This is a genomic window from Bacillus sp. UNC437CL72CviS29, assembly GCF_000482345.1.
GTDB lineage: Bacteria > Bacillota > Bacilli > Bacillales > Bacillaceae_G > Bacillus_A > Bacillus_A arachidis.
Genome location: NZ_KI535304.1, coordinates 98424 through 112569, shown reverse-complemented (window position 1 = coordinate 112569; position 14146 = coordinate 98424). Strand labels below are relative to the sequence as shown.

General features: G+C 38.1%; 18 protein-coding genes and 1 tRNA gene. 8 read left to right on the top strand and 11 right to left on the bottom strand.

The window, feature by feature from the left end:
• Window positions 1-15: 15 nt before the first annotated feature.
• The 3 genes from M014_RS0124745 to M014_RS0124735 form a co-directional block, all read right to left on the bottom strand.
• On the bottom strand, window positions 16-261 hold the full coding sequence (locus tag M014_RS0124745; RefSeq protein WP_026594089.1) for a glutaredoxin family protein: 246 nt from the start codon (window positions 259-261) through the stop codon (window positions 16-18).
• Between the two features lie 9 nt (window positions 262-270).
• Window positions 271-1578: an RNA polymerase factor sigma-54 gene (rpoN, locus tag M014_RS0124740; protein ID WP_026594088.1), complete on the bottom strand. Its 1308-nt coding sequence runs from the start codon at window positions 1576-1578 to the stop codon at window positions 271-273.
• Window positions 1579-2084: 506 nt separating this feature from the next.
• Window positions 2085-2160, bottom strand: a tRNA-Arg gene (locus tag M014_RS0124735).
• Between the two features lie 180 nt (window positions 2161-2340).
• Between M014_RS0124735 and M014_RS0124730 the strand changes: the two genes are divergently transcribed.
• The 8 genes from M014_RS0124730 to clpP all read left to right on the top strand — a co-directional run bounded on the left by M014_RS0124730 (window position 2341) and on the right by clpP (window position 6958).
• Window positions 2341-2547, top strand: a complete 207-nt coding sequence (locus tag M014_RS0124730; RefSeq protein WP_000216162.1) for a DUF1657 domain-containing protein — start codon at window positions 2341-2343, stop codon at window positions 2545-2547.
• Between the two features lie 116 nt (window positions 2548-2663).
• A complete protein-coding gene (locus tag M014_RS0124725; protein ID WP_026594087.1) occupies window positions 2664-3152 on the top strand; it encodes a YhcN/YlaJ family sporulation lipoprotein in 489 nt (162 codons plus the stop codon).
• Window positions 3153-3186: 34 nt separating this feature from the next.
• Window positions 3187-3663: a stage V sporulation protein AC gene (spoVAC, locus tag M014_RS0124720; RefSeq protein ID WP_026594086.1), complete on the top strand. Its 477-nt coding sequence runs from the start codon at window positions 3187-3189 to the stop codon at window positions 3661-3663.
• Window positions 3664-4680 carry a stage V sporulation protein AD gene (gene spoVAD, locus M014_RS0124715; RefSeq protein ID WP_026594085.1) on the top strand — a complete coding sequence of 339 codons (1017 nt, stop codon included), beginning with the start codon at window positions 3664-3666 and terminating at the stop codon, window positions 4678-4680.
• Entirely contained in the window at window positions 4677-5027 is a 351-nt protein-coding gene (gene spoVAE / locus M014_RS0124710) for a stage V sporulation protein AE (protein WP_026594084.1), read from the top strand. Before spoVAD ends, spoVAE begins: the two co-directional genes overlap by 4 nt.
• Before the next feature lie 11 nt (window positions 5028-5038).
• Window positions 5039-5245 carry a DUF1657 domain-containing protein gene (locus M014_RS0124705; protein WP_026594083.1) on the top strand — a complete coding sequence of 69 codons (207 nt, stop codon included), beginning with the start codon at window positions 5039-5041 and terminating at the stop codon, window positions 5243-5245.
• A 20-nt stretch (window positions 5246-5265) separates the two neighbouring features.
• Complete coding sequence (locus M014_RS0124700) at window positions 5266-6135, top strand: DUF421 domain-containing protein (RefSeq protein WP_026594082.1); 870 nt, start codon at window positions 5266-5268, stop codon at window positions 6133-6135.
• 241 nt (window positions 6136-6376) lie between these two features.
• Window positions 6377-6958: an ATP-dependent Clp endopeptidase proteolytic subunit ClpP gene (gene clpP, locus M014_RS0124695; RefSeq protein WP_026594081.1), complete on the top strand. Its 582-nt coding sequence runs from the start codon at window positions 6377-6379 to the stop codon at window positions 6956-6958.
• Between the two features lie 286 nt (window positions 6959-7244).
• Here the strand turns inward: clpP and M014_RS0124690 are convergent, their stop codons facing one another.
• The 8 genes from M014_RS0124690 to M014_RS0124655 all read right to left on the bottom strand — a co-directional run bounded on the left by M014_RS0124690 (window position 7245) and on the right by M014_RS0124655 (window position 14140).
• Window positions 7245-7502: an HPr family phosphocarrier protein gene (locus M014_RS0124690; RefSeq protein WP_026594080.1), complete on the bottom strand. Its 258-nt coding sequence runs from the start codon at window positions 7500-7502 to the stop codon at window positions 7245-7247.
• Between the two features lie 22 nt (window positions 7503-7524).
• Window positions 7525-8475, bottom strand: a complete 951-nt coding sequence (gene whiA, locus M014_RS0124685; RefSeq protein ID WP_026594079.1) for a DNA-binding protein WhiA — start codon at window positions 8473-8475, stop codon at window positions 7525-7527.
• An 86-nt stretch (window positions 8476-8561) separates the two neighbouring features.
• Window positions 8562-9515 carry a gluconeogenesis factor YvcK family protein gene (locus M014_RS0124680; protein ID WP_026594078.1) on the bottom strand — a complete coding sequence of 318 codons (954 nt, stop codon included), beginning with the start codon at window positions 9513-9515 and terminating at the stop codon, window positions 8562-8564.
• Window positions 9516-9518: 3 nt separating this feature from the next.
• Window positions 9519-10400 (bottom strand): RNase adapter RapZ, encoded by an 882-nt coding sequence (gene rapZ, locus M014_RS0124675; RefSeq protein WP_026594077.1) that lies wholly within the window; start codon window positions 10398-10400, stop codon window positions 9519-9521.
• A gap of 20 nt (window positions 10401-10420) precedes the next feature.
• The gene (locus M014_RS0124670) at window positions 10421-10879 is read right to left on the bottom strand and encodes an NUDIX hydrolase (RefSeq protein ID WP_026594076.1); all 459 of its coding nucleotides are present in this window, start codon (window positions 10877-10879) and stop codon (window positions 10421-10423) included.
• Between the two features lie 404 nt (window positions 10880-11283).
• Window positions 11284-11985, bottom strand: a complete 702-nt coding sequence (locus M014_RS0124665; protein ID WP_026594075.1) for a LutC/YkgG family protein — start codon at window positions 11983-11985, stop codon at window positions 11284-11286.
• Complete coding sequence (locus M014_RS0124660) at window positions 11966-13399, bottom strand: LutB/LldF family L-lactate oxidation iron-sulfur protein (protein ID WP_026594074.1); 1434 nt, start codon at window positions 13397-13399, stop codon at window positions 11966-11968. The genes M014_RS0124665 and M014_RS0124660 overlap by 20 nt, the downstream gene beginning before the upstream one ends.
• A 15-nt stretch (window positions 13400-13414) precedes the next feature.
• Entirely contained in the window at window positions 13415-14140 is a 726-nt protein-coding gene (locus tag M014_RS0124655; RefSeq protein WP_026594073.1) for a (Fe-S)-binding protein, read from the bottom strand.
• Window positions 14141-14146 lie beyond the last annotated feature (6 nt).

The window sequence follows — 14146 nt, the reverse complement described above, 5'->3', positions numbered from 1 at the left end:
GAGATAGAAACTTATTCAACTCTTAACTGCATTCTTTATATAGTTTACTATGACATCTTTGTGAATGACACCATATTCCGCCTGTTTTCCGTCTATTTCCACGACCGGAATCATAATTTGATACTTTTCTAAAAGCTCATCATCTTCGTATATATCTATTTCCTCGATTTCAAAAGAATATACCTTTTGAACCTCTTTCAAAACCTGTTTTGCCTTCACACAAAGACCACAGTCCGTTTTCGTATATAAAACAACTTTCATCTTCTTCACCTATCCAATTGTTTTTCGTAAAGAAGAAGCGGGAATATTCATTTGCTCTCGATATTTTGCAACTGTTCTACGAGAAATAACGATCTCATGCTCTTCTTCTAACAATTTCGAAATTTTTTGATCTGAAAGTGGTTTTTTCTTATTTTCTTGTTCTACAAGCATTTGAATCAATTGTTTGACACGCTTTGTAGAAACAGCCTCATCTTCTGTTGTCACCACTGCATTGCTAAAAAATGACTTCATTTCAAACAATCCGTGCGGCGTTTGTACATATTTATTACGTGTAGCACGACTAATTGTAGATTCATGTACACTTAGTTCTTCAGCTACTTCTTTTAAGGAGAGTGGTTTTAAGTACTCTGGTCCTCGCCAAAAGAAATCGCTTTGTTTCTTCATAATGATCTCCATGACTTGCAAAAGCGTTTGTTTCCGTTGCTTTAAACTGCGCATAATCCACTGCACATGCTGATACTTCTCAGATACATATGAAGCAACGTCCCTCTCACTATTATGAAGAAGCGCGCTATACTCTGAATGAATTTCAATTCTCGGCATGTTGCGTTCATTCATTTGTAAAACGAGACGATCTCCTTCTTTTTTCACAGCCATATCAGGAACAATATAAAGCGGCTTCTCAGAAGAAAATGCAAGCCCTGGTTTTGGCTGAAGCGATGTAATACAATCAACAGCTAACTGCAATTCCTCATTACTACACTTTAAGATGTGAACAAGCTTTCGCCAGTCTTTCTTAATAAAATACGCGAAATATTCATCCACAATCATTTTTGAGAGGGCATTCCCTTTTTGTAAGCGCTTCAATTGAAGTGATAGACACTCCTGAATATTACGCGCTCCTACCCCTGCTGGCTCCAATGACTGAACAAGTTCCATAGAACATTCTACTATATCAATAGGTACGGCAAGTAACTCTGCTAATTCTTCATTTGTTTCTTGTAAATAACCATTTTCATCCATGTTCATAATGATGAAAGAAGCCGTTTTCCGCTCCAGCTCATCTATTTTGTAATACTGTATTTGATCCAATAAATGTTGCTGAATCGTTTTCGAATCCACACTGTAAATTTCCATTTGATTATCGACTTGTTTGCTTGTACTTTTACTTTTGCTTGAGCTCTTTTTCTTCTCCCTCTCAAAGCCATTTAACTCAATAAGGGGATTCTCCATCGATTGCTCATACAAAAACTCCGATAGTTCCTGCACGTTATATTGGAGCATTGTAATCGCTTGTCTTAACTCTTGTGTCATGGCCAAACGTAAGCTTTGTTCTTGTAAAAGACTTGCCTTCAATCTAATCTCCCCCTTGTTTCTATTGTACAATAAGTTTCTTAAAAGGAGAATCCTGTGCAGATACCCTTTCCAAAATATTATTAATTTATATGTATTAATGACGTTTACATCTTACAACTGCAAAATGAATAATATTGAAAGAAAACAATAAAAAAATATATAAACTGACATAAAGCCTTTCTTTTTTTGAGCGTAAGAGAGGACCAATCAAAAAAGAAGCGGTCAGTACTTTTTTAATCCCATGCAAAATGAGAACAAAAGGAGAAAACGAGTGGAGACTTCCTTTTGTTTTCATAACTTCGACTTATACGCTTGGAAATCTAAATACATATATAGAACAACCTTTTATAACCACATACTAATAGTAAATCTTATAATCAGATATAACAAGGGGGGGAATTCACGTTGTATATTTTCGAACAGTCGATAATTGCCGATATATAACGATTTTGACCATATATAAAATAAAAAGTCCTAACTTACAAATGTAAGTTAGGACTTTTTGACGCGCCCAGAGGGATTCGAACCCCCGGCAGACGTGGTACCGGAAACCACCGCTCTATCCGACTGAGCTATGGGCGCATGAACGATATACTCGTAATTATATCTTCTTATACCCATGTACGCAACTACTATCACGCAAAAAGCTCTCCCCACATTTCTTCAAAAACAAAATCACTAACCTAAATTTGGAAATTATATTTTCAACGCTATTCACAAATTATAATCTTTGAATTCATATTTCAAAGGAGGCTTCATTCAATGACTGTAATTACAAAATTAAAACAAACTGTTTCTGGATTAAAAAGTGCACAAGCGAGCTTAGAGGGATTTGCTCTGGATACAGATAACCAACAAGCGAAGCAACTTTTCCAAACAGCTGCACAGCAAACTCAATCGATTATCGATTCTTTAAACCCACGTGTTGAAGAAGTGCAACAAGAAGAGCCTCAATACGGACAACAATAAGCGAGCATACTATTCCGTCTGATGGTAGACATTTTTTGAAAAACAGAAAAAGGATGATTCCATATCATCCTTTTTCACACCAAATTACATAAAGCAATAGAAATGGAATGATTGTAATGCGAAAACTTAGAATCATAACCGCGTTATTCGTACTCCTATGCGCTTCATTTACTGGCTGCGATAATAGCCCCTTAGATAAAAAAGTAAAAAAAGAGGAATCAAAACGAGAAGAGGAAAAAAAAGGACCCAAGTTAACAAAAATGAGTACGGAATCCTTTAATCAATCTATATCGCAGGAAGCAAAGAAAAAAGTACTCGCTATGGAGGAAATCCTAAAGGCCACAGCAGTCAATTCTAATCTAGACCTTTACATAGCGGTCAAGCCCGAACATCATGAAAGATTTCGATTAAAACCTCTGCGTAGCAAAATCAAAAAACAATTGAGCGATGAGTATCCTACTTTCGATATTCGCGTAAGTACAGATCGAAAAATTTTCATGCTGTTAGATAGCCTGGAAAACAAAATTAAGAAAAAAGAAGTAAACAAAGATCAGATTAAAAAGCAATTGAAACTCATACAATCAGAAATGAAATCTGATACTTAATTGTACGTTCTCTAAAGGAAAAGGAAGGGTTCAAATGTCCAGTAAAGACAAAAATTTAACACCTGTACAACAAGAATATAAAAAGTTTGCACAACAACGGGAGCCAAAGCGCCCTGTTTTTAAAAATTGTATAAAAGCCTTTTTCGTCGGTGGGTTCATTTGTTTAATTGGTCAACTTATTTCAACCTTTTATATCACGTATTTCGATTTTACCGAGCGATCTGCTGGGAACCCGACAGTCGCTACGCTTATTTTCATCTCAATGCTACTCACTGGTTTTGGTGTGTATGATCGCCTTGGGCAATTTGCCGGGGCTGGGACAGCAGTTCCTGTTACTGGCTTTGGCAATTCCGTTATAGCTGCCTGCATCGAGCATCGAACAGAAGGCTTTGTTCTTGGAGTCGGTGGCAACATGTTTAAATTAGCTGGTTCCGTTATTTTATTTGGTGTATTTTCTGCTTTTGTAATTGCTCTTATTAAAACTATTCTTGTTCAATGGGGAGGGCTGTAAATGTTACAAGGACACCGAACATGGGTATTCGATAATAAACCTGTTATCATCTCAACGGGCGTAGTCGGTGGGCCATTTGAAGCAAAAGGAAAGATTCCTGAAGACTTTGACACCCTTCACGAAGACTTGTGGCTCGGACAAGATTCTTATGAAAAGGCACATAAAATTTTATTTGAAGAAGCCTGTAGTCGTGCAACGGAAAAAGCAAAACTTCGTAAAGAAGATGTTCAATTTGTACTCGCAGGAGACTTAATTAACCAAATTACTCCTTCAAGCTTCGCTTGTCGTACACTTGGCACTCCGTATCTTGGATTATTTGGCGCCTGCTCTACTTCTATGGAAGGTTTAGCTCTTGGCGCAAGTATTGTAAATGCAAAAGGCGCAAAATATTTATTAACAGGGTCATCCAGTCATAATACTGCTGTAGAAAAACAATTCCGTTATCCAACAGAATATGGCGGACAAAAACCGCCTACCGCACAATGGACTGTAACAGGCGCTGGTGCCGCCCTTTTGAGTAGTGAAGGACATGGGCCACAAGTAACATCCGCAACGATTGGCCGAATTGTTGATATGGGGTTAACTGATCCATTTAACATGGGAGGCGCGATGGCCCCCGCCGCTGTAGATACAATTGAAGCTCATTTACGCGACCGACAAATTGATGCATCTCACTATGATTTAATTGTAACAGGTGACCTTGGGCACGTTGGCCGCGAGATCGCTTATGATTTACTGCATAAACACGGGACAAAGGTCATAAGCAAACAATTTCAGGATTGTGGATTACTCATTTATAGAGACGGACAACCAGTGTTAGCAGGTGGAAGTGGTGCAGGTTGTTCTGCAACTGTCGTATACGGACACTTATTAAATCGAATGAAAAAAGGAGAATTCAAAAAGATGCTTGTCGTTGCAACAGGTGCGTTACTATCTCCTCTTACATTTCAGCAAGAAGAAACCATTCCATGTATTGCTCATGCTGTATCGATTGAGTTTGGAGGTGTGGAACAATGATTTTTTTCTGGGCTTTTGTTATAGGTGGACTCATTTGCGTAATCGGACAACTTATGTTCGATGTTGGGAAGCTTACACCCGCTCACACAATGGCAACCCTCGTTGTGATTGGCGCTATATTAGATGGATTTAATTTATATGAACCATTAATTGATTTTGCAGGTGCTGGAGCAACAGTTCCGATTACAAGTTTCGGAAATGCCCTTGTTCATGGGGCTATGGCTGAGGCAGCAGAGCACGGTATTGTCGGCGTTATAACAGGAATGTTTAAAGTAACAAGTGCTGGTATATCCGCAGCCATTATATTCGGATTTATCGGCGCATTGCTATTCAAACCAAAAGGATAAGAGGTGTTCCCATGACTGTTGTTGCTAGTGTTAAGACATGCCTCGCTAGTTTAAAAGGTGCCCAAGCAAGTCTAAGTACACTTTCGCAAAACGCTGCGGATGAAGAAGCAAAGCGAGTCTTTCACGAATGTATGTTAGAAATGGACAGTGTCATCGCTGATCTTAAAAATAGAGTTTCAATATTAGAACGTGAAGAACCTCAATATAAAGGTTTTTAAGCAGACTGGAGGAAATTACTATGTCTCACCTACCCGAATGGACACTTGTCATTCTTCGTTCCATATTTATATTAATTATGTTATTTGCTATTACAAAATGGTTAGGAAAAAGACAAATTTCTCAACTTTCCTTTTTTGAATATATAGCGGGGATGACAATTGGTGATATTGCTGCTCAGGTATCTACAGGGCTAGATCAAAAATTTTTCCATGGTGTCTTTGCTATACTCATTTTTGCTGCAGTCCCATTTTTCACAGGTATTCTGTCCTTAAAAAATAAAGCGGCCAGAGATTTTTTTGAAGGAAAATCTACCGTTTTAGTAAAAGATGGAAAAATACTTGAAGATAATTTAAAAAAAGAAAAATATACAAGCGACGAATTACTTGAGCTTCTTAGAGGAAAAGATGCATTTAACATTGCTGATGTAGAATTTGCCGTATTAGAACCTAGCGGTGAATTAAATGTGTTATTGAAGAAAGATCGTCAACCGCTTACTGCAAAAGATATCGGATTAAAGGTACCAAATGAAAAAGAAACACAAACCGTTATTATGGATGGCAATGTACTCGATGAACCCCTGTCGGCCAGCGGGCATAATCGCGCTTGGTTACACGCTGAATTAGAAAAAATCGGTGTTGTAATTGAAAATGTCTTTCTCGGTCAAGTGGATTCTTACGGACAACTTACCATTGATATCTATAACGATAAAATTCAAATGCCTTCTCCTCAAAATAAACCTTTATTGCTCGCATCTTTAAAAAAATGCCATGCTGATCTTGAATTATTCTCTTTAGAAACAAAATCAAAAGCGGCGAGTCAAATGTATAGTAAAAACGCAAAACAAATCGAAAATATTTTAAATAAAGTAACCTATCTCCTAAAAGAATAGCAGATAAGAGAACGCTTCTATAGAAAAGGCGTTCTTTTGTTTTTTCTACATCTTCTATCAGGTTTAAATTTATATAATTCGGTTATGATGTTGAAGATACATAAGCAGGGAATTACAAAAACATAGCGAATAAATGATGATAAAACTACATATTTTTTTGATTTAAAGTGGTTTCGTTTGACCTTTATTGACCATAATTGTATTATAAGACTAAGAAAGCTTTCAAAGGAGGAAATAACAGATGAATTTAATTCCTACAGTAATTGAACAAACAAATCGTGGAGAACGCGCTTACGATATTTACTCTCGACTATTAAAAGACCGCATCATTATGCTTGGTAGCGCAATTGATGACAACGTAGCAAACTCAATCGTTTCCCAGCTTTTATTCTTGGAATCTCAAGACCCAGACAAAGATATTCACCTATACATCAACAGCCCTGGCGGTTCTATCACAGCGGGTATGGCAATTTACGATACAATGCAGTTCATTAAACCACCAGTATCAACAATTTGTATCGGTATGGCTGCATCTATGGGGGCTTTCCTACTTGCAGCAGGTGAAAAAGGTAAACGTTATGCACTTCCAAACAGTGAAGTAATGATTCACCAACCACTTGGCGGCGCACAAGGTCAAGCAACTGAAATTGAAATCGCTGCAAAACGTATCCTATTCTTACGTGAAAAATTAAACCAAATTCTTGCTGATCGCACAGGTCAACCATTAGAAGTACTACAACGCGACACAGACCGCGACAACTTCATGACAGCAGAAAGAGCACTAGAATACGGCTTAATCGATAAAATCTTTACAAATCGTTAATAAACTTTAAAGCGGAAGCGGCTCTTTCAGAATCGTAGGGCGTTGGAGCACCCGACAGAGAAGCGCTTTTTGCTTCGTCCGAGGGGGCGAAACGACCGGAGATTCTAGCCGCTGAAGCTGGATATAACTAAAAGCGGAAGCGGCTCTTTCAGAATCGCTCCCAAAAAGGCTATCGCCACGTGCGATAGCCTTTTTTTATTGGCCGTTTCTCATGATATATCAGCGACTTGATGATATAACATAAATCAAGTCAATTGAAAAAGCTATCGCTACATGCGATAGCTTTTTACTGTTTATTTTGCACATATGCCGCTAGCGCTTCTAAAGCCGCTTCTGCATCTGAACCTTCTGTTATAATCGTTATATTGCTGCCAGATCCAATCGCTAAGCTCATAATCCCCATTATGCTCTTTGCATTGACTGTTTTACCATCTTTCTCAATAAAAATATCAGCATGAAAACGATTTGCTTCTTGTACAAACAACGCAGCCGGACGTGCTTGTAAGCCGTTTTTTAATGCAACCTCAACTTGTTTCTGAACCATAGCTCCCATTTCCCCTTTACCGTTATTTTTTTGCTACCGGTTCCCCCGCGCGTAATTTCTCTGCGATTTCATCGATTTTACGTAAGCGATGATTGATACCTGATTTACTGATTTTCCCCCCAGATACCATCTCACCTAATTCTTTCAATGTTACATCTTGATAACTAATGCGTAATTGTGCAATCTCTCGCAATTTGTCTGGCAAGACATCCAATCCAACTGTCTCATCAATGTAACGAATATTTTCAATTTGCCGTAAAGCGGCACCAATTGTCTTATTTAGATTGGCTGTTTCGCAATTCACTAAACGATTGACCGAATTACGCATATCGCGAACAATACGAATATCTTCAAATCTCAACAATGCATTATGTGCACCAATAATGTTTAAAAACTCCGTAATTTTCTCCGCTTCTTTTAAATACGTAATGTACCCTTTACGCCTTTCCAGCGTCTTACTATTTAAATCAAATCCGTTCATCAGTTCACATATAGAATCATTATGTTCCTTGTATAACGAAAAGACCTCTAAATGATAAGATGATGTTTCTGGGTTATTTACTGAACCACCTGCTAAAAATGCACCTCGTAAATACGATCGCTTGCAACATTTCTTTTCAATCAATTCTTGTGAGATATTGCGGATAAACGAAAAGTCTTCCCTGACAATATGCAAATCTGCTAAGATTTCACGAGATTTCTCAACAAGCCGAACGATATATACATTATTTTTCTTCAGTCGCATTTTTTTACGGACAAGCAATTCTACCGTCACGTCATATCCTTTTTTCAGCAATGTGTAAATTCTTCTCGCAATTGCCGCATTTTCTGTTTGAATATCAATCGAAAGACGACGGTTTGAAAAAGAAAGTGATCCGTTCATTCGAAGCAATGCTGATAGTTCTGCTTTCTCACAACACTCCTTCACCTGAAGCTTTGTCAGCTCTTTCTTTGTTTCTGATGCAAATGACACAGCCCCACCTCCTTATACGATATTTTGGAACAAAAATCTTGTCCTATATGAATGAGTAGCGTTATCTCTCCTGAGATAACGCATGCTTATAACAACGAATATAAGATAGAAGCTAATTTCAATGTATCATGCCTAACAACTTGATCATCATACTTTGCTAATTCATCTTGAATTAAACTAATGTTACTTTCCGCAAAACGATCTTCGTCAATCACAACAGGTTCAGACATTTCTTCTGCATACAAGTTACGTAATTCAGCAGGAATATCATGATTATTTACAATCGCTGTATCGATGAAAGGCGCCCCAAGATGATCATGTAAAGCCTGCACATGATCAAATGCTGTATATTCCATCGTCTCTCCAGCCTGCGTCATGACATTACATACATATATTTTTTTTGCCTTTGCATTAAGAACAGCGTCACCAATTTTTTTCACAATTAAGTTTGGCAAAATGCTTGTGTACAAACTACCTGGACCAAAGACAAGTAAGTCTGCCCGCTGAATTTCCGTTAACGTCTCATACAGCGGCTCTACATCACCTGGTGTTAAAAATACACGATTGATCTTTTTTCCGAAGTACGGAATTTTCGATTCGCCTGTTACAATTCTCCCATCTTCCAGTTCTGCATGAAGCACCACACTTTGATTCGCCGCGGGTAAAACACGACCTCTTACATTTAAAACTTTACTAGTTTCTGTAATAGCATGGAAAAAGTCGCCTGTAATCGAAGTCATACCCGCTAACAATAAATTACCTAATGCATGACCCGTTAAACCTTCTCCGGATGTAAAACGATGTTGAAATAAAGCTTCCACAAGCGGCTCTACATCTGATAACGCAACAAGTACGTTACGAATGTCGCCTGGTGGTGGAATTTCTAACTCATCACGCAATCTACCAGAACTGCCACCATCATCGGCTACTGTAACAATCGCTGTAATATCAACAGGATACTTTTTCAATCCTCGTAATAAAACAGACAGTCCAGTTCCGCCTCCCATGATAACAATCTTAGGTTTTCTCTCTTTTTTCATCCCTTAATTGCCCTTTCTCTTCTCCACATCACGATGAGATACATGAACGATATATTCTGGTTTCAAATGTTTTCCAAGGTATTCTGTAAGCGTAACAGAACGATGTTGTCCACCTGTACATCCAATTGCAATTACAAGCTGACTCTTGCCTTCTCTTTTATAATGCGGAAGCATGAAAGTAATAAGATCCGTCAGCTTTTCTAAAAACTTATGTGTCTCATTAAATTTGAGCACATATGACGAAACTTCTTCATCCAGTCCTGTTAACGGCTTCATCTGTGGAATATAATATGGATTTGGTAAAAAACGAACATCAAATACTAAATCTGCGTCAATTGGAATACCATACTTAAATCCAAATGACATCACATTTACACGAAATGCTTGCTCATTTTCTGTTGAAAACAGATGAACAATTTTTTCGCGCAATTCTTTCGGTTTTAACTCAGACGTATCAAGTACAATATTTGCTCTTGCCTTCATGTCTGTTAATAAACCACGTTCCGCTTCAATTCCTTTTAACGGAAGTCCTGTCGGCGCAAGCGGATGCGAACGTCTTGTTTCTTTGTAACGCGTTACAAGAGTGCTATCTCTCGCATCTAAGAATAAAATATGAGGAATAATCCAAGTGCGTTCTGATAAATCATCAAGCGCTCCCCATAAATGCTCAAAAAATTCGCGGCCACGTAAATCAATACCAAGTGCCACCTTGTTCATTTTCCCTTTCGAGTCTGCCATAAGCTCAACAAACTTTGGCAATAACATAGGTGGTAAGTTATCTACACAAAAATATCCTAAATCTTCGAAACTTTGCAGCGCTACTGTTTTTCCTGCACCGGACATTCCTGTAATAATTACCATTTTAATATCATTATTCGCTGTCATTGTATCCCCTCCATGACGGTTTAGCTTGGATCCAATCGATATGAAAGTAATTCAAATTCTGGTGTATATACAAACGTACCGTAGATTATTCCATTTCCTTTAATTAAATAATCAATAATGTGATAGTCTCCCGGCGCCATTGCTAATTCATCAATTTTATCAAGTGTATGCCAGCCAATGATGCCTTCTTCGCTTTCCAATTTGTTTTCTCCTGCAAAATCTGTCGCTAAAAAGGAGAACATCATCCATTCAGAAACAACTTTATCACCTTCTTGGATAACAAAAGTGAAGACCCCCTTTAACGCTGGGTTCTTTAAATAAATACCTGTTTCTTCACGATATTCGCGAACAACGGATTCTCTTACTGTTTCACCGCGTTCCATTTTCCCACCTGGCGCAACCCACCAGTTTCGACGAGGTTTTTGTAATAGGAGAACTTCATTACCTTTAATTAACACACAGTTCGTGACTCTTTGCATGCTTCTTCACCTCAGCTACTTATGATGAATTTCTTCATCACATACTTATTTCATTATACTATCAAAAACACTTTGTCACAATGAAGGAACTCCCAACCTAATTGAACTATCCCCACCTCCCCCTACACGAGCTTGAGGTGGGACATCCTACTGTTTCTACCCTAGCAAAAACACTTCCTCTTGTTCTGCGAAAAGGATTGATTTTCTTAAAAAAGAAAAAAACGAGAAGACCCCATCATCACTTCATGTAGAGGAAGGGGTCTTCTCGGTTAAAATGATAAAAAACCTCGTAATTTATATATCTCATAAGCAATTATGCAGATATTAAGTGCGACTTTTAGCAGCAGAGGTTTCTCTTTTACTCATTATTCAGTAATCCCCCTTAAGAGAGAAAACTTAAATTCTTATTGATCATCCACAATAATATACGCTGTTCTTATTGGCCCATGTACACCTACAACGAGATTCATTTCAATATCTGCACTATTTGACGGACCAGAAACGAAATTCAAACAAGCTGGTAATTTATCTCCCGCTTTATTTTGATCGTGAATGACTTTCGTAGCTTGGGTTAACCTTGGCACAATCGTACTTTTAGGAACAATTGCAATATACGATTCAGGAAGAAGGCTAACATGCCTTCCTTTTAATCCATCATTAAATAGAACAACAGTTCCTGATTCAGCAAGAGCGATATCACTGAATGTAATGCCAAGGTCAGCAGCTTTCGCAAATTCTATATTCTCTTCTTTATGATCTAAACCCCACTTACGAAAATGTATTGTACCTTCATTGCTTAAAAATTGACCGAGACCATATTCCTTAAACCGTTCATCATTAGAATACATAACAGATTGGATATTCCATTCTGTTAAAAAAGATTGTAATGTTTCAACAAGCCTGTCCTTTGTTGTTCGCTTAACTTGTGTGTGAATTACCTCGCATTGCTCTATTAACTTTAGTACAAGTTCATCTTGTGTGAATCCGTCAAAAACAGTCCACTGCGGAGAAAAAGACCAGTTCGGTTTTTTCACCGCTTCCGGACGTTTTCTGCCAAGCTTTTCTGATAAGTGGAGTAAAAATTCCTCACGATTTTGGATGGCCATTATCGTTCTCCTTTACACGTTTTTTAAACCAATCTCTAAACGACTGTTTTTCTGGAACTGGAAAATCTCTCGCATCTGTCCAAGCTTTTAACGGCCCGATTCCACGCTCAATCTTATCCCCTTTCGTAAGAGGCTTTAACGCATACGGAGCGGTCTTTGCAGCAAGGGAAAACAATCTAGAGCTATTCACCGCTTTTTCAAAACCTTTCATAGCTACATTCCAGGCTACAGGTGATTGTTTCGCTTCTTCTACAATGCGGCGGCGATGTTTAATTAATAAATCGTGTAACGGTATTTTCACTGGACACGCTTCTGTGCAAGCACCACAAAGGCTAGATGCATAAGGTAAATCTTTATATTCATCATATCCTCCTAAAAGCGGCGTCAACACAGCTCCAATCGGTCCTGGATAAATGGAGCCATACGCATGTCCTCCGATATGCCGATATACGGGACATACATTAATACATGCCGCACAGCGAATGCACTGAAGAATACTTTGAAATTCTGTTCCTAAAATATTAGAACGACCATTATCAACAATGACTAAATGAAATTCCTCAGGTCCATCCGTCCCACCAGGCTCGGTTAATCCCGTAATATAACTTGTTAACTTTTGCCCTACAGAACTCCGGCATAGAAGAGTTACTAGAACATCAAGTTCTTCCCATGTCGGAACAATACGTTCCATTCCCATAACTGTAATTAACGTTTTCGGAAGCGTTGTGGCAAGTCTTGCATTTCCTTCATTTGCCACGATAGAGATAGACCCAGACTCTGCAACAGCAAAGTTACATCCTGTCACCCCTACATCCGCTGTAAAAAAATCATCACGCAAATAATTCCTTACAAACCTCGCCATTTCTGTAGGATCAGATGTTCCAGTATAATCTAACTTTGTTTTAAATATTTCACAAATGTGTTCTTTATCCTTATGAAGACACGGAACAACAATATGTGATGGTGGATCGTGGTCGTTCACTTGCAGAATAAATTCGGCAAGGTCCGTTTCTAACACTTCTCCTCCAGCTTCTTCAATCGCTTTATTTAAACTAATCTCTTCTGTTACCATAGATTTTGATTTCACAATTTTTTTCGCATTTTTCTTTTTTACAATCCCTTTTACATATTCCCTTGCGTCTTCTGCAGTCTTCGCAAAATAAACAAAACCACCGTTTTTCTCAATATTTTCACTCAGTTGATATAAATAATAATCAAGGTTTTCTAATGTATGCTTTCGAATTTCTTCTCCTAAAGCTCGCCATTCCTCCCAATTCCCCAGACTCTCAGTAGCTTTTAATTTCTTACCTCTAAGACCATCTTGCGCTTTCCTGACAGCCTTTCTCATGAATTGATCCCCTATACCTGTTTCAGTACGCTTATGAAAGGGATCGTTCCCAATTTTCATTCCCATCTTTATATCCCCCTCTCACTTTCGATCTTCATTTAATACTTGAGCAATATGTTTTACATCAATTGGATAACCATTGCGTGTTAAACGTCCTTTTATATTCATTAAGCAGCTACAATCCATCCCGATTAACAGCTCCGCACCGGTTTCCATAATATGCTTTACTTTTTCATCTACCATTTGTTCAGAGATTTCTGGCATTTTCACTGAGAATGTGCCTCCAAATCCACAACAATCATAATTATGTGGTAGCGAAACAACTTCCAGCCCTTTTACACATTTTAATAATTTTTGCGGTGGTTCCTTAATCCCCATTAATCGGCTCATATGGCAAGATGTATGAACCGTTGCTTTTTTATGAAGCTCCGCACCTAAGTCTTCTTTTCCTAATACTTCAACAAGAAATTGTGTGAATTCATATGTTTTATTTGCAAGTTCAGTAGCTTTTTTCTTCCACTCTGCTTCACTTTCAGAAAATAAGCTAGCAAACTCGTGAACCATCATCGCACAAGAGCCTGATGGCGCTACAACATATTCTGAACCAGCAAAAGCCTCAATCATATGTTTAGCAGCTGTTTTTGTTTCTTTATGATAACCGCTATTATAAGCAGGCTGTCCGCAGCAGGTTTGGTCTTTAGGGAAATCAACTTCACACCCCAAATCTTCAAGAATTTCTACGACATCTTTTCCTACTTCTGGATAAAAAACATCTGCAACACAAGTGATAAATATTGACACTTTCAAATTTGA